The following is a 14160-nucleotide window of genomic DNA, read 5'->3' on the forward strand; positions in this document are numbered from 1 at the left end:
ATACACCTCACGCGTTGAACCGAAAACGGCCCGCCATGCCTGCAGGCGAGCCAGTCCCGCGCTTGCCCTGACGTATCGGGACCAAACAGAAAGGTGATCCAGTTCACTCACGGTGACTGTCAGTGGGGTGCGGCATCATCAGGGTTGTGACGCGACGCCTGATGCTCCTCGACACCGCTTCCCTGTACTTCCGCGCCTATTTCGGCGTCCCCGACTCGGTCCGGGCCCCCGACGGCAGTCCGGTCAACGCCGTGCGCGGACTGCTCGACTTCATCACGCGGCTGGTCATCGACCACCGCCCCGACGACCTGGTGGCCTGCTGGGACAACGACTGGCGGCCGCACTGGCGGGTCGAGCTGATCCCCTCGTACAAGGCGCATCGCGTCGCGGTCGAGACCGAGACGGGCCCCGACGCCGAGGAGATCCCGGACACCCTCTCCCCCCAGGTCCCGGTGATCATCGATGTCCTCGACGCGCTGGGCATCGCTCGCGTCGGAGCCGACGGCTATGAGGCGGACGACATCATCGGCACTCTCACCGGGCGGGCCACCGGTCCTGTCGACATCGTCACGGGCGACCGCGACCTGTTCCAGCTGGTGGACGACGCGCGTGGCCGGCGGGTGCTGTATCCGCTGAAGGGCGTCGGGACGCTCCAGGTGACGGACGAGGCGTGGCTGCGCGAGAAGTACGGCGTGGATGGCCCGGGCTATGTCGATCTGGCGCTGCTGCGCGGCGACCCGAGCGACGGGCTGCCCGGTGTGCCCGGCATCGGCGAGAAAACCGCGGCGAAGCTCCTGGACACCTTCGGCGATCTGGCCGGGATCATGGCCGCGGTCGACGATCCGCGCGCCAAGCTGACGCCCTCGCAGCGCAAGCGGCTGGACGAGGCCAGGGACTATGTCGCGGTCGCGCCCAAGGTGGTGCGGGTCGCTTCCGACGTGCTGCTGCCCGACTTCGACCCCGCGCTTCCGTCCGAGCCGCGCGATCCGGCCACTCTCGACGAGCTCGCGGCCCGCTGGGGGCTCGGCGGAGCGCTGCGGCGTCTGCTGTCCACACTTCAGGGCTGAGGTGTTAACTTAGGCAAGCCTAAGCACGCACGAGCCCAGGGAGACCACCGTGGCAGAACGACCGGCCCGCAAGGCGCCGAAGCCGTACGAGGCGCAGGTGGTGCGTACCGAGCGGATCACCCCCCACATGGTGCGCCTCGTCCTGGGCGGTGAGGGGCTGGCCGGTTTCGACGTCGACGCCTACACCGACCACTACATCAAGCTGCTGTTCGCGCCCGAGGGCGTGAGCTATCCGGAGCCGTTCGACATCGAGCGGATCCGTGCGGAGTTCCCGCGCGAGCAGTGGCCCGCCAACCGCACTTACACGGTACGAAGCTGGGACCGGGTCCTCGGCGAACTCACGGTCGACTTCGTGGTGCACGGCGACGAGGGTCTGGCCGGTCCCTGGGCGGCGCGGGCGCAGGTGGGCGACACGATCCGCATCACCGGCCCGGGCGGCGGTTACGCACCGGACCCGGAGGCCGACTGGCATCTGCTCGTCGGCGACGAGAGTGCGCTGCCCGCCGTCGCCGCAGCCTTGGAGGCGATGCCGTCGGGCGCGGTCGTCCGTGCCTTTGTCGAGGTCGCGGGCCCGGAGGAGGAGCAGAAGATCGTCGCTCCGGACGGCGTCGAGATCACCTGGCTGCACCGCGGCAACCTCCCGGCGGGCGAACCGCTGATCGCGGCGGTGAAGACGCTGGACTTCCCCGAGGGCGACGTCTGCGCGTTCGTCCACGGCGAGGCGGCGTTCGTGAAGGAACTGCGCCGGCATCTGCGCCTGGACCGGCAGATCCCGCGCGAGCAGCTGTCGATCTCCGGCTACTGGCGGCTCGGCCAGAGCGACGAGGCGTGGCGCGCGGTCAAGCGCGAGTGGAACGAGCAGGTGGAGCGCGAGCAGGAGCGGGTGGCCTGACGCCCGATGCCCCACGGACCCCCGGCTGCTTCAGCCGGGGGTCTTCTCGTCCCCGGAACTCCCGCGGCCCGCACGGGTCTTGAGACCGTCCCGAGCCTTGCCGTCGCCGCGGGTCTTGTCCTCCGCCCGGGGCGTGCTGTCCGCCAGGGCGTCGTCGTTCTCGTACACCCGGGCCGAGCCGTCCGCGTGTGCGAGCCTGCGCAGGGAGGCGATCAGGCTGTCCCCGAGCACCGTGCCGACGACCGCGCTCTCCACCAGGTCGTCCAGTCCCGCACGGCGGGCGACATAGGCGAGGTCGGCTCCCGCGATCTGCTCGGCGGCGTCCGCGTAGGCGTCCAGGACCTCCGCGAAGTCCCCGTGCCCCGCCCGCTTCAGCGCGGCGAGCGCCATGGCCAGCGCCTCGCCGGCGGGAGAGTCGTCGTCCGTCAGCCAGCCGCGCCGGGCGATCAGTTCCCGCACCTCCTTGCGTGCCGCGTCCAGTTCGGCGTCGGGCTCGCCGCCCGCGTATCTGGGGACGATGAGGTCCGTCGCCACGCCCAGCACCTTGTGGACCGACGTACCGGGGTTGTCCACGGCCGTGAGGACCTCCGCGATGGCCGCTACTTTCAGCCCTCCTACGTCGAGGAGCGCGCGGATCAGCCGGAGCCTGCGCTCGTGCGTCTCGTCGTAGCTCGCCTGATTGGGGCTGGTCAGCCGCCCGGCAGGGAGCAGACCTTCCCGTATGTAGTACTTGATCGTCGGTACCGGAACACCGGTTCTGCGACTCAACTCGCCAATGCGCACTGCCCGTTCATCCTTCCGCCCTTGCCAACGCCACAAACCATCATAGATAGTTTCACTCCCGAATAGCAGATGGTGTCACTATCCATTCTGCTCGAGGGAGGAGATCCGCATGCCTTCATGGCGTTCCTGGCACCGGCCGCTCATGATCTTCGCCGCGTCGATGGCCGTACTGACGGTGGTGTCGGGCGTCGGAATGATCGTCGACGACCGGGTTCTGGTCGGCTCGCCGATCTGGTTCAAGCCCTTCAAGTTCTCGATCTCGCTGATGATCTACGCGCCGGCGCTGGCCTGGATGCTCTCGATCGCCACGCGCGGCCACAGGGTGGGCTGGTGGGCCGGCACGGCCGTCGCCCTGACCGGCACGATCGAGATGGTGATCATCACCGGTCAGGTGATCCGCGGAAAACGCAGCCACTTCAACTACGCAACCGCCTTCGACACCTTGCTGTTCAACATCATGGGCATCACGATCATCGCCCTCTGGGTGAGCTCGATGGTGATCGCGTTCCTGCTGTTCCGCTCACGGCTCGCCGACCGCCCTGCCGCCTGGGCGATGCGGCTCGGCGTGGCCATCGCCCTGGTGGGAGCCGGGCTCGGCAATCTGATGACGCGCCGCACTCCCGAGCAGCGAGCAGAGGGCAACCTCGCCAAGGTCATCGGTTCCCACAATGTCGGCGTACCGGAGGGCGGCCCCTCCATGCCGGTCACGGGCTGGTCGACGACCGGCGGCGATCTGCGCATCCCGCACTTCGTCGGGATGCATGCCCTTCAGCTGATCCCGCTTTTCCTGCTCGCCCTGATCGCCCTGGCACCGCGCTTCGCCCGGCTGCGCGAAGAGCGCGTACGCCTGCGGCTCGTGCTCGTGGCCTCCGGCGTGTACGCGGCCGTGGTCGCCCTCGTCACCTGGCAGGCGCTGCGCGGCCAGGCCCTGATCCGCCCGGACGGCGCGACTCTCACCTCCGCGGCAGCGATCCTCCTCGCCGCGGCAGCCGGATCGCTCGTCGCGCTGCGTACAACGTCCGTGCCCCGCACGGCAGACGACACCGAGAAGGAGCTCGTGACATGACTGAATTTCTCTTCGACCTGTCCTTCTATCTGGCCGCCCCCGTCTGGCTGCTGATGATCTTCGCGCCCAACTGGCGCCCCACAGCCAGGATCGCGGCCTCGCCACTGACCGTCATACCGATCCTGGTCGTCTACCTGACCATGGCGATTCCCGTCTTTCCCGAACTCTGGGCGGCCGTGAGCAGCCCGTCCCTCGACGGATTCCAGGATCTGGCAGCCCTCGCGAACGGCGCGGGAGCCGTCTGGGCGCAGGTCATCGCATGGGATCTGCTGCTGGGCCAGTGGATGTTCCTGCAGGCGCGCCGGCTGGGGATCCACCCGCTTGTGATGGGCCCGCTGCTGGTGCTGACGATCCTGCTCTCACCGATCGGGCTGCTGGTCTTCCTGGCGCTGCGCGCGGCGAATGCCCGGTCCGCGAAGGGCATCGGGGACCGGGCCGGGGCCGGCGGCCGTTCCGTACAACCGCTGTCGTCCTAAGGGTGGTCAGACCGACTTCTGGTACGAGCGAAGGGCGCGGGTCGACAGCCAGACCGCCACGACGGTGAGCACCAGGAGTGCTCCCCCGCGAGTGAGCACATCACTCCAGTCCGGATCGGCGGCCAGCGCCGAACGGCCCGCCACCATGGCCCAGTTGACCGGGTTGAAGTCGGCGATTCGGGCCATCCAGGACGGCATCTGGCTCGGAGCCATGAAGGCCGAGGAGAGGAAGGTCAGCGGCAGCAGCAGGAAGGTGTTGATGCCGATGATCGACTCACGCTGGCGGACCAGCATGCCCACCGCGTTGGAGAACGCGCCGAAGACCGCGCCCAGCAGTACCGAGGCGAGAACGAGGACCGCGATCCCGGCCACGCCGCCCGGATACTCCGCTCCGCCGGCCAGGCCGAGCAGCACGATGATCACGGACTGCAGAGCGGTGGAGATGCCGTTCTGCACGACATTGGCGTTCATCAGCGCGCTGCGCCTCACGGGCGTGGTCAGGAAGCGGTTGAGCGTGCCGCGCTCGATCTCCTCCAGGGTCCCCATCCCGGCCCACATGCTGGAGTTGAGCGCGCTCATCACCACGATTCCGGGGACCAGGTAGTCGAGATAGGTCGTGGTGCCGAAGCCGCCCAGCTCCACGATCCGCTTGAAAAGATTGCCGAAGAGGAACAGCCAGATCGCCGGCTGGATCAGCATCATCAGCAGATAGGCGGGCTGGCGGGCGACGGCCACCAGCTGGCGCTGCGTCATGTACCAGGTCTGGGCCACTGCGTTGGTGCTCATCGGGTGCCTCCTGCGGCGGCGAGGGTGGGCTCGTCCTGGGTGTCGATCTGCTCCGGTGCCGACTCGGCCTCCGCGAAACGCCGTCCCGCGTACCGGAGATAGACGTCGTCGAGCGAGGGCCTGGCGACGGTCGCCGCGGCGACGGCGGCGCCCGCCCGCTCCAGTGCGCCGAGCAGTACGGGCACGGCGGCGGCGCCGTCGTCGGCGCGGACGCTGACCCGGCGGCCGTCGACGAGCACCTCATGGATGCCCGGCAGCGGCGTGAGTGCGCCGGTGAGAACCGTCCGGTCCCCCTCGGCCCGCAGCTCCAGATGCACGGCGTCACCGCGCAGTTCGCCCTTGAGACCGTCGGGCGTGCCCTCGACGACGACCCGACCGCGGTCGACGATCGCGATCCGCTCTGCCAGCCGGTCGGCCTCCTCCAGATAGTGCGTGGTGAGGACGATGGTCAGACCGTCGTCGCCGGCGAGGCGGGAGATCTCGTCCCACATGGCCGTACGGGATTCGGGGTCGAGGCCGGTCGTCGGCTCGTCCAGAAACAGCACCTCGGGCCGGTGGACCAGACCCAGCGCCACGTCCAGGCGGCGCTGCATCCCGCCGGAGTATCCCCTGACCTGGCGCTTCGCGGCGCCGATGAGGTCGAAGCGGGCCAGCAGCTCATCGACGCGGCGGTTGAGCGCGGCGCCGCCGAGCCCGTACAGCCTGCCCTGGAGCAGAAGGTTCTCCCGGCCGGTGGCAACGGGGTCGGCGCCGGACTTCTGCGCGACGACGCCGATGGAGCGGCGCACCCGGTCGGGGTGGCGCAGCACGTCGTGGCCCGCGACGGCGGCGCTGCCACTGTCGGGCCTGGCCAGTGTGGTGAGGATCTTGACAGTGGTGGACTTGCCCGCCCCGTTGGGGCCGAGCAGTCCGAAGACCGTGCCGATCTCGACGGTGAGGTCCATGCCGCGCAGCGCGGTGACATCGCCGGGGTAGGTCTTGATCAGTTGCCGCGCCTCGACAGCGGGCACAGGGGTGCTCATGACGGAGCTCTCCTCGGGGTTGTCGGTTCTCGGGTATGCCGAGCCGAACCGCGGGAAGAGCGTCGGGCTATCCTGGGTGTGCCGCACCTCGATCGCCCGGTCTGCCTTCTCGGCGGGTCCGGTCCGGGGTTCGAGACCCTGGCGGGAGCTGCTCCAACAGCGACCGCCGGGGTCTTTTCTGTTTACGTATCCGTGGCGCGGCCCTCGGCTCTCGCTTGAGGTTCCATGAATTCCGGGGGCAGTTCACCGGTCTCGTGGAAGGTCCGCCACTCCGCGACACCCTGGTAGGTGCCGTGCTCGACCTCCTTGAGGAAGCCGCGGATCCACTCCGCCTCCGCCTCGAGCATGTGGAGCTGGTACTCGTTCTCGACGACGAAGATCCGGGGCAGCGTGCCGTACAGCATCTGAAGCCCGCCACGGGCGGAGGCGATCTGGACGTCCAGAGTCGCGAGCCGGTCCGTGAGCAGCGACATGACGTCGTCGGGCGGCAGGATGGCCATGAGCGAGAGCGCGGTTTCGAAGAGCGGGTACTCGCGGGCGGGCACAGCGAGCAGATCGGACAGCCACTCAGCCATCTCCGCTCGTCCGGCCTCGGTGATGCCGTAGAGCGTGCGCTCGGGCCGGTTGCCCTGCCGCTGCACATCGGTGACCTCGACCAGGCCGTGCTTTTCGAGGTTCTGCACGACCGTGTAGAGGGAGCCGAAGTTGACCTTGACGCTGTTCTCCTTGCCGCGCTGGCGGATCGTCTGCGCGATCTCGTACGGATGCATGGCCCGCTCGGAGAGCAGCACCATGACCACGAGCGCCAGCGGGTTGCTGAGCCTGCGCCGTTTGGCCGCCATTCCGATCACCTCGCTCCCGAATACTCGTGACCGAATATATCGCGAGACACACCCCTCGTCAACCACGACATATCGCGAATCTGCGAGGTGTCGGGAACCGTGCGTGCGACCATCTGCGGATCCCGACCAATCCACCGCCCCACGGGCTCCGAATGCCTGGTGAAATCCTGTCCGGACTTACATGCCCGCACAGTGGAGGAAAGCCGCGTGAAAGAAGCCGTACACATCGGCGGCCCCGCTTCGGCGGGACCCGATCTGCAACAGCTGCTCGGACTGGTCGCCCGTGGGGACCAGGAGGCCTTCTCCCGCCTGTACGACGCTGTTTGCGGTCCGGTCCTGGGGCTGGTGCGCGCAGTGCTGCGCGACCCGGCCCAGTCCGAGGAGGTGACCCAGGAAGTGCTGATCGAGGTATGGCGCAGCTCGGCGCGCTTCCAGCCGTCCCGCGGATCGGCGATGACCTGGATCCTCACGCTCGCGCACCGCCGCGCCGTCGACCGGGTCCGGTCGGCGCAGGCGGCCACCGACCGCGAACGCAGGGCGGCGCTGCTGGAGCAGACGCCCGCCTACGACGAGGTCACCGAACAGGTGGAGGCCCGTCTCGAGCGCGAGCAGGTACGCCGTTGCCTGCGCACCCTCACCGAGCTGCAACGGCAGTCGGTGACGCTCGCGTACTACCGCGGGCTGGCCTACCGCGAAGTGGCCGAACTGCTCGCCGTGCCGCTCGGCACGGTCAAGACACGACTGCGCGACGGGCTCATCCGACTGCGCGACTGCCTGGGGGTGAGCGCATGACCACCGCTGATCTGCACACGCTGACCGGTGCCTATGTGCTGCATGCGCTGGCGCCCGACGAGCGTGCCGAGTTCGAGCGGCATCTGGAGGTGTGTCCGGCCTGCGCCCAGGAAGTGCGTGAACTGGCCGCCACCGTCGGCAAGCTGGGCCTCGCGGTGGCCATGACGCCGCCGCCCGCGCTGAAGCAGCACGTGCTGCGGCGGATCGCCGCCGAGCGCCAGGATCCGCCGCGCATCGCGCGTCAGGGCCGCTCCGGCGGTGCCCACCGCAGCCGGACGATGTCGCGCTTCGCACTCGCGGCCTGCCTCGCCGCTGCCGCCGCCTTTGGCGGGGTCTCCGTCTGGCAGCACCAGGAGGCACAGGACGCACGCCAGGCGGCGCAGCGCGCACAGCAGCAAGCCGACGAGCTGGCATCCGTGCTTGCCGCGCCCGACGCCCGGGTGAGCAGCGCGAAGCTGGCGGGCGGTGCGCGCGGCACGGTCGTCGTCTCGCACAGCGAGAACAAGGCGGCCTTCCTGACCTCGGGGCTGCCCAAGCCGCCGCAGGGCAAGGTCTACCAACTCTGGTTCGCCGACGGGGGGAAGATGCGCTCGGCCGGACTGATGGACCCGGCCGTCACCAACAACGCCGTACTGATGGAGGGGCCGGTGGACGCCGCATCGGCCATGGGCATCACGGTCGAACCGGCGGGCGGCTCGCCCCAGCCGACCACCGACCCGCTGGCCCTGGTGCAGTTCCCCACGTAGTGCCCTGTCCGCTGCCTGCCTGACGCCCTGTCCGCTGCCTGTCCGACGCCCCGTCCGAGGAAGGACGCCGCATGAGCGTTGCGGTCATGCTCTTCACCTCCGATCTGCGACTCCACGACCAGCCGGCGCTGAGTGCCGCACTGCGCGAGGCAGACGAGATCGTGCCGTTGTTCGTGCTGGACAGGGGCATACGGAAGGCGGGCTTCGACGCGCCCAACCGGCGGGCGTTTCTGGCCGACTGCCTCCATGCGCTGGACGCCGGGCTGCGCGAGCGCGGCGGCCGGCTGGTGGTCCGTACCGGCGATGTCACCGAGCAGGTCTGCCGGGTGGTCACCGAGAGCGGCGCCCGCTCGGTGCATGTCGCGGGCGGCGTCAGCGCGTACGCGCTGCGCAGGGAGGAGCGGCTGCGCGAGGGCCTGAAGGCGCTCCGGTGCGCGCTGCACGTCCATGACGGTGTGGTCACCGCGCTGCCGCCGGGGCAGGTGACGCCGACCGGCCGCGACCACTTCGCGGTGTTCACGCCGTACTTCCGCGCGTGGGAGGCCGCCGGCTTGCGCGAGACCCTGCCCGCGCCGCGCGCGGTGCCCGTCCCCGAACTCGCGGGCCATCCGATGCCCCGGCGCACCGCGGTCAGCGGGGTGTCGCCGGGGCTGGCCATGGGCGGGGAGGCGGAGGCCAGGCGGCGCCTGCGTACCTGGCTCGCCGACGAGAGCCACGGCATCGCCGCGTACGACAGGCGGCAGAACGACCTGCCGGGCGACGCAACTTCCCGGCTCTCCCCGCACCTGCACTTCGGCACGCTCTCGGCCACCGAGGTCGTCCAACGGGCCCGCGCCAAGGGCGGTCCGGGTGCAGACGCGTTCGTACGGCAGCTTGCCTGGCGGGACTTCCACCACCAGGTGCTCGCCGCCCGGCCCGACTCCTCCCACACCGACTACCGCGGACGGGACGACCACTGGCGCAGCGACGAGAAGGAGATCGCCGCCTGGAAGGAGGGCCGCACCGGCTGCCCGATCGTGGACGCCGCGATGCGCCAACTGCTGCACGAGGGCTGGATGCCCAACCGGGGCCGGTTGCTGGCGGCGAGCTATCTCACCAAGACGCTGTACGTCGACTGGCGCGTCGGTGCCCGCCACTTCCTGGAGCTGCTGGTGGACGGAGACATCGCCAACAACCAGCTCAACTGGCAGTGGGCGGCGGGCACCGGGACCGACACCCGCCCCAACCGCGTCCTCAATCCGCTCGCACAGGCCAAGCGGTGCGACCCGGACGGCGACTATGTACGCCGCTGGGTTCCGGAGCTCGCGGAGCTGGCCGGACCCGCCGTCCACGAGCCGTGGGCTCTGGACGGGCTCGTACGGGCCCGGCTGGACTACCCGGATCCGCTGGTGGACCACGCGGAGGGGCGGGCCCGGTTCGAGCGGGCCCGCGGCGTGGACTGACCATCAGCCCTGAGCGATCCGTCGGCCTACTCGGCCAACTCTGCCTTCGTGAGCAGCAGTTGCTCCACATCCAGAGTGCCCGAGCGGAAGCGCGCCTCGGAGTGGGCGAGATAGAAGGTCCACATCCGCCGGAAGGTGTCGTCGAAGCCGAGGGCGTCGACATGGGCGGCATGCTGGTCGAAGCGCTGGCGCCACAGCCGCAGCGTCTCGGCGTAGTGAGGGCCGAAGCCGTCCCGTTCGGCCAGAGTGAGCCCGGTGCGACGGGTGACGATCTGCTCGATCGCCTCGGTCGACGGCAGCGGCCCGCCGGGGACGATGTACTTCTGGACCCAGGTGCGGGTGCCGCATGAGTCCGGCAGCCGATCGTGCGGCATGGTGATCGCCTGGAGGGCAACGCGTCCGCCGGGGGCGAGCAGCCGGTCGAGCGTCATGAAGTAGTCCACCCAGAACTCCTCGCCGACCGCCTCGATCATCTCCACGCTGACGATCGCGTCGAAACGGCCGAGGACCCTTCGGTAGTCGCGCAGCAGGACGGTCACGCGATCCTGAAGGCCCGCGTCGCGGATGCGCACCCGCGCCAGCTCCTGCTGTTCCCGCGAGAGCGCAACGGTCAGTACGCGCGCGCCGCGCTGTGCGGCCCTGATGGCCAACTCACCCGAGCCGGTGCCGAGTTCGAGGAGCTGCGTGCCGCCGCCGACCTGGGCGAGGTCGAGCAGCCGGTCGATCTTGCGGTGCTGTGCGGCGGCCAACAGATGCTGCTCGGCGGGGAATCCGCGGAAGAGGGCGGAGGAGTACGTCATCGTCTCGTCGAGGAAGAGCGCCAACAGCTCGCTGGACAGGTGCGGTCGCCGCGGCCCCTGGTGCCCGGCGGGCTGCCGGGGCGCCGGGGCTCCGCCCAGCCGCTGGAACGGCCTGGGAACGAAGGTGGCCGCGTGCTCGGCGAGCACGGTCAGCACACCGACGAGATCGCGGGCCTCCCACTCGCCTGCCAAATAGGACTCGCCGAAGCCGACGAGGCCGTCGGCGCCGATGCGCTGGAACACGGCGTCCGGTTCGTACACGTCCATCAGGGGGCCGCCCTTGCCGATGGGGTCGCCGCCGCCGATGCGCGCGCGGAGCGGCAGCCTGCCGAGCGCATGCCGCACGAGCCGTTCGGCGACGGCGGTGCGCAGCCGGGAGTACTTGGGCAGGCGAGCCACATCGGGCCACCTGTGTGCGTCGACCGATGCGGTTCGCCAGGACGCCGGGGACATGGACACGCTCAATTCACACCCTCCTGGGGCCGGATTCCAGTGGCCATGGCGACGGTGGCGCCGCCCTCAATGGGCATTCGGCGCGGGGGCGGCGCCGGATTGGTGTCCCCGGCGGGATCTTTCGGCGAACGGCTCCGGGGTGCGCAGCGCCAAGAGGATTGGCGGCGCGAGGACTTGTGCCATGAGGACTTGAGCGGTGCGGACGGGAGCGGTGAGGACTTGTGCCCCTTACGGACATGGACGTGTGACGCAGGCGAAACAGCCCGTCCCTAATTTCTGTCACCCGACAGGAAACAGCGACAGGGGCTGCCATGACCGCCACCGCACCCTCGGACGTACGGCCCGAACCTCCCGGGTCCGGCCAGGACTCGGCCGCGCTTGCCGGGTTCGGCTACCGGCAGGAACTGCACCGCAGCATGGGGCGGTACGCGTCCTTCGCCGCGGGCTTCTCCTTCATCTCCGTCCTCACGACCGTCTTCCAGTTCTTCGCCTTCGGCTTCTCCTTCGGCGGCGCGGCCTTCTTCTGGACCTGGCCCGCGGTACTGGCCGGACAGCTCCTGGTCGCAGCGTGCTTCGCCGAACTCGCCGCCCGCTACCCGCTGTCGGGCGCGATCTACCAGTGGTCGACCCGGCTGAGCACGCCCGCCTTCGGCTGGTTCGCCGGCTGGATCATGGTCATCGGCCAGATCGTCGTGGTCGCGGCGGCGGCGCTCGCGCTTCAGGTCGTCCTGCCCGCGACCTGGTCCGGCTTCCAGCTGGTCGGCGGCGACCCCGCACCGACCACATCGACGGGTGCGGCCAACGCGGCGCTGCTCGCCGTGATCCTGCTGGTCCTCACCACGGCCGTCAATCTGCTCGACAACCGGGTCATGTCGGCGGTCAACCGCATCGGCGTCACCGCGGAGATCATCGGCGCCGTACTGATCGTGGTCCTGCTCTTCACCCACTCCGAACGCGGCGCGGGCGTCACCCTCCACACCGGCGGCCAGGGCGGAGCCATCGGCGCGCTGCTGGTCGGCTCGTTCACGGCGGCGTACGTACTGATCGGCTTCGACAGCGCGGGCGAACTCAGCGAGGAGACCCACGCCCCGCGCCGCACCGCGCCCCGCACGATCCTGCTGGCCCTGGCCGCGGCCGGCGCGCTCGGCGGCCTGCTCCTGCTCGGCGGCATCCTGGCCGCACCGAGCCTGACCGACGGCCGCCTGGCCACCGAGGGCCTCTCCTACGTCCTCACCAGCAGCCTCGGCGACGGGGTCGGCAAGGCGCTGCTCGCGGACGTGGTCGTCGCGATCGCCGTGGCCACGCTCGCGATCCAGACGGCGGGTTCGCGGATGCTCTTCTCGATGGCCCGCGACGGCGAACTGCCCTTCTCCCGCGGCCTGTCGAAGGTCTCCCCCCGCACGGGCATGCCCGCCGCCACGGCCCTCACGGTCGGCATCGCGGCGGCGGCGCTCGGCCTGCTCAACCTGGCGTCGCCCGAGGCGTTCCTGGCCATCGGCACGACCTGCATCGCGATGCTCTACCTCGCATACGCGATGGTCACGGGCCCGATGCTGCTACGCCGCCTGCGCGGCGAATGGCCCCGCACCACCGCCGAACCGGACGAGACGGGCCGCCCGCTCTTCTCCCTGGGCCGCTGGGGCCTGCCGATCAACGTGCTTGCGCTGACGTACGGCCTCCTGATGACGGTGAACCTGGCCTGGCCCCGGGCATCGGTGTACGACCCGTCGGGCGGTCACTGGTACTTCCAGTGGTTCACGGTGCTGTTCCTGGGAGCGACGGTGGGCCTCGGAGCCGTGTACCGGGTACGGAGGGCCCGACGGGTGCACTCGACGCCGGAGCAGTGACCAGCTCCGGCGCTCCCGGGCTGAGCCACCGGCCCCGGCACGGGCCCGTCTGGCGCCGGGACGGGGGAACCGGCGGGGTGACGGGGCGGTGCGGGGTGGTTTTGTCCCCCACCCCGCCCCTTCCCGAAACCCTGACGGGACCGGTGGGGACTGACGCCCCCACACCCCCGGGGGCAGCTTCGCGCCGCAGGGAAATCGCGCCATCCGCCCTGCAGTGCGGCGTGCCGGGTGCACGGGGCTCGTTCAGCGAGCAGGGGGACGCGCAGGCAGTCCAGGACACGAGCCCCGAAGCGGCCCCAGACGGCAACCAACGCGGCCCCGGGCAAGCCCGAAACCCGCACCCCGAACCACCGCGCCCCGCAGCGACCCGCGCCCCGGACCCGGTCACCCTGCCAAGGCCCCCCGCCGTCAGGCGTCCCGCATGGCTCCCGCGATTCGCAGTGCCGCGTCCGCCATCGCGCCCGCCAGACCCGCCACCGCGCGGCCCGGGGTGCCCCTGTGGATCAGGATCACGCCTTCGATCAGGCCGAACACCAGGTCCGTGCGCAGCGCACGCTCGACGCGCGACAGTTCCGACCCTGCCGCCGTCGCCGCCAGGAGTTTCCCGTACGCCGCCTTCAGGTCCGCCCGCACCCCGTGGAAGCGTGCGAAGCGTTCGCCCTGTACCTCCGGCAGCAGGTACAGCGCGCCCAGGTTGTGCGGACCCTGGCACAGCAGTTCCACGTCCGAGCGGCACAGTTCCCACAGGCGGTCCTCCGCCGGGCGCCCTTCCTCGGCCAGGAGGCGGCGCGCGAGGGTCAGGGAAGGCGTGACCGTCGACTCGAGGAGCTCCGCCAGCAGGTCCTCCTTGCCGGTGAAGTAGTGGTACATCGTCGCCTGCCGCATTCCCGCACTCTCGGCGACCGCCCGCGTCGTCGTCGCCGCGTACCCGCGTGTCGTGAACAACTCCGCGGCGGCCAGAAGGAGTTCGTCCCGTGCGGACATCCCGCTGTCCGGCCGCTGCGTCGCGCGCGGCCTGCCGACCCGTCGTCCCGTGGTGGTGCCCATAAAGCCGATCGTCGCACACGCCCGGCGCTGCGATTCCCCCAAGATCACGGTGAGCGTTCCGTAACGGTCCGGCAATGGCCGGGCAATCGCCAGGACTCC

At 70.4% G+C, this 14160-nt stretch carries 14 protein-coding genes; 8 read left to right on the top strand and 6 right to left on the bottom strand.

What is annotated here, in order from left to right; translation table 11 throughout:
• Positions 1 to 161 precede the first annotated feature (161 nt).
• Together ABZS64_RS29735 and ABZS64_RS29740 are read left to right on the top strand one after the other, a co-directional pair.
• Positions 162 to 1067: a 5'-3' exonuclease gene (locus tag ABZS64_RS29735; RefSeq protein WP_355836410.1), complete on the top strand. Its 906-nt coding sequence runs from the start codon at positions 162 to 164 to the stop codon at positions 1065 to 1067.
• 49 nt (positions 1068 to 1116) lie between these two features.
• On the top strand, positions 1117 to 1959 hold the full coding sequence (locus ABZS64_RS29740; protein ID WP_355836298.1) for a siderophore-interacting protein: 843 nt from the start codon (positions 1117 to 1119) through the stop codon (positions 1957 to 1959).
• Between the two features lie 30 nt (positions 1960 to 1989).
• Here ABZS64_RS29740 and ABZS64_RS29745 read toward each other — a convergent pair whose 3' ends face one another.
• Positions 1990 to 2742, bottom strand: coding sequence for a MerR family transcriptional regulator (locus ABZS64_RS29745; protein WP_355836301.1), 753 nt, complete (start codon positions 2740 to 2742; stop codon positions 1990 to 1992).
• 109 nt (positions 2743 to 2851) lie between these two features.
• Here ABZS64_RS29745 and ABZS64_RS29750 point away from each other — a divergent pair, with 109 nt between their 5' ends.
• Together ABZS64_RS29750 and ABZS64_RS29755 are read left to right on the top strand one after the other, a co-directional pair.
• Positions 2852 to 3808, top strand: a complete 957-nt coding sequence (locus tag ABZS64_RS29750; RefSeq protein ID WP_355836304.1) for a hypothetical protein — start codon at positions 2852 to 2854, stop codon at positions 3806 to 3808.
• Positions 3805 to 4284 carry an ABA4-like family protein gene (locus ABZS64_RS29755; protein WP_355836307.1) on the top strand — a complete coding sequence of 160 codons (480 nt, stop codon included), beginning with the start codon at positions 3805 to 3807 and terminating at the stop codon, positions 4282 to 4284. The genes ABZS64_RS29750 and ABZS64_RS29755 overlap by 4 nt, the downstream gene beginning before the upstream one ends.
• 6 nt (positions 4285 to 4290) lie before the next feature.
• Here the strand turns inward: ABZS64_RS29755 and ABZS64_RS29760 are convergent, their stop codons facing one another.
• From ABZS64_RS29760 to ABZS64_RS29770, 3 genes are all read right to left on the bottom strand, one after another.
• On the bottom strand, positions 4291 to 5070 hold the full coding sequence (locus ABZS64_RS29760) for an ABC transporter permease (RefSeq protein ID WP_355836310.1): 780 nt from the start codon (positions 5068 to 5070) through the stop codon (positions 4291 to 4293).
• Entirely contained in the window at positions 5067 to 6092 is a 1026-nt protein-coding gene (locus ABZS64_RS29765; protein WP_355836313.1) for an ATP-binding cassette domain-containing protein, read from the bottom strand. The genes ABZS64_RS29760 and ABZS64_RS29765 overlap by 4 nt, the downstream gene beginning before the upstream one ends.
• 182 nt (positions 6093 to 6274) lie before the next feature.
• On the bottom strand, positions 6275 to 6934 hold the full coding sequence (locus tag ABZS64_RS29770) for a PadR family transcriptional regulator (RefSeq protein WP_355836316.1): 660 nt from the start codon (positions 6932 to 6934) through the stop codon (positions 6275 to 6277).
• A 207-nt stretch (positions 6935 to 7141) separates the two neighbouring features.
• On the opposite strand from ABZS64_RS29770, the gene ABZS64_RS29775 reads away from it, so the two are divergent.
• From ABZS64_RS29775 to ABZS64_RS29785, 3 genes are all read left to right on the top strand, one after another.
• Positions 7142 to 7726, top strand: a complete 585-nt coding sequence (locus tag ABZS64_RS29775) for a sigma-70 family RNA polymerase sigma factor (protein ID WP_355836319.1) — start codon at positions 7142 to 7144, stop codon at positions 7724 to 7726.
• A complete protein-coding gene (locus ABZS64_RS29780; protein ID WP_355836322.1) occupies positions 7723 to 8472 on the top strand; it encodes an anti-sigma factor in 750 nt (249 codons plus the stop codon). The genes ABZS64_RS29775 and ABZS64_RS29780 overlap by 4 nt, the downstream gene beginning before the upstream one ends.
• A gap of 71 nt (positions 8473 to 8543) precedes the next feature.
• On the top strand, positions 8544 to 9914 hold the full coding sequence (locus tag ABZS64_RS29785; protein ID WP_355836325.1) for a deoxyribodipyrimidine photo-lyase: 1371 nt from the start codon (positions 8544 to 8546) through the stop codon (positions 9912 to 9914).
• Positions 9915 to 9940: 26 nt separating this feature from the next.
• Here ABZS64_RS29785 and ABZS64_RS29790 read toward each other — a convergent pair whose 3' ends face one another.
• Positions 9941 to 11167 (bottom strand): cyclopropane-fatty-acyl-phospholipid synthase family protein, encoded by a 1227-nt coding sequence (locus tag ABZS64_RS29790; protein WP_355836413.1) that lies wholly within the window; start codon positions 11165 to 11167, stop codon positions 9941 to 9943.
• Positions 11168 to 11478: 311 nt separating this feature from the next.
• Here ABZS64_RS29790 and ABZS64_RS29795 point away from each other — a divergent pair, with 311 nt between their 5' ends.
• The gene (locus ABZS64_RS29795) at positions 11479 to 13014 is read left to right on the top strand and encodes an amino acid permease (protein WP_355836328.1); all 1536 of its coding nucleotides are present in this window, start codon (positions 11479 to 11481) and stop codon (positions 13012 to 13014) included.
• Between the two features lie 408 nt (positions 13015 to 13422).
• Here ABZS64_RS29795 and ABZS64_RS29800 read toward each other — a convergent pair whose 3' ends face one another.
• Positions 13423 to 14061: a helix-turn-helix domain-containing protein gene (locus tag ABZS64_RS29800; protein ID WP_355836331.1), complete on the bottom strand. Its 639-nt coding sequence runs from the start codon at positions 14059 to 14061 to the stop codon at positions 13423 to 13425.
• Between the last annotated feature and the right edge of the window lie 99 nt (positions 14062 to 14160).

The organism is Streptomyces sp. NPDC005408 (assembly GCF_040606445.1).
Classification (GTDB): Bacteria; Actinomycetota; Actinomycetes; order Streptomycetales; family Streptomycetaceae; genus Streptomyces.

Excerpts from the sequence above, each read along its gene's own strand:
- ABZS64_RS29780 (WP_355836322.1), top strand. The coding sequence starts at position 7,723 with ATGACCACCGCTGATCTGCACACGCTGACCGGTGCCTATGTGCTGCAT.
- ABZS64_RS29790 (WP_355836413.1), bottom strand. The coding sequence starts at position 11,167 with ATGTCCCCGGCGTCCTGGCGAACCGCATCGGTCGACGCACACAGGTGG.
- ABZS64_RS29770 (WP_355836316.1), bottom strand. The coding sequence starts at position 6,934 with ATGGCGGCCAAACGGCGCAGGCTCAGCAACCCGCTGGCGCTCGTGGTC.
- ABZS64_RS29765 (WP_355836313.1), bottom strand. The coding sequence starts at position 6,092 with ATGAGCACCCCTGTGCCCGCTGTCGAGGCGCGGCAACTGATCAAGACC.
- ABZS64_RS29785 (WP_355836325.1), top strand. The coding sequence starts at position 8,544 with ATGAGCGTTGCGGTCATGCTCTTCACCTCCGATCTGCGACTCCACGAC.
- ABZS64_RS29755 (WP_355836307.1), top strand. The coding sequence starts at position 3,805 with ATGACTGAATTTCTCTTCGACCTGTCCTTCTATCTGGCCGCCCCCGTC.
- ABZS64_RS29750 (WP_355836304.1), top strand. The coding sequence starts at position 2,852 with ATGCCTTCATGGCGTTCCTGGCACCGGCCGCTCATGATCTTCGCCGCG.
- ABZS64_RS29760 (WP_355836310.1), bottom strand. The coding sequence starts at position 5,070 with ATGAGCACCAACGCAGTGGCCCAGACCTGGTACATGACGCAGCGCCAG.
- ABZS64_RS29735 (WP_355836410.1), top strand. The coding sequence starts at position 162 with ATGCTCCTCGACACCGCTTCCCTGTACTTCCGCGCCTATTTCGGCGTC.
- ABZS64_RS29795 (WP_355836328.1), top strand. The coding sequence starts at position 11,479 with ATGACCGCCACCGCACCCTCGGACGTACGGCCCGAACCTCCCGGGTCC.
- ABZS64_RS29800 (WP_355836331.1), bottom strand. The coding sequence starts at position 14,061 with ATGGGCACCACCACGGGACGACGGGTCGGCAGGCCGCGCGCGACGCAG.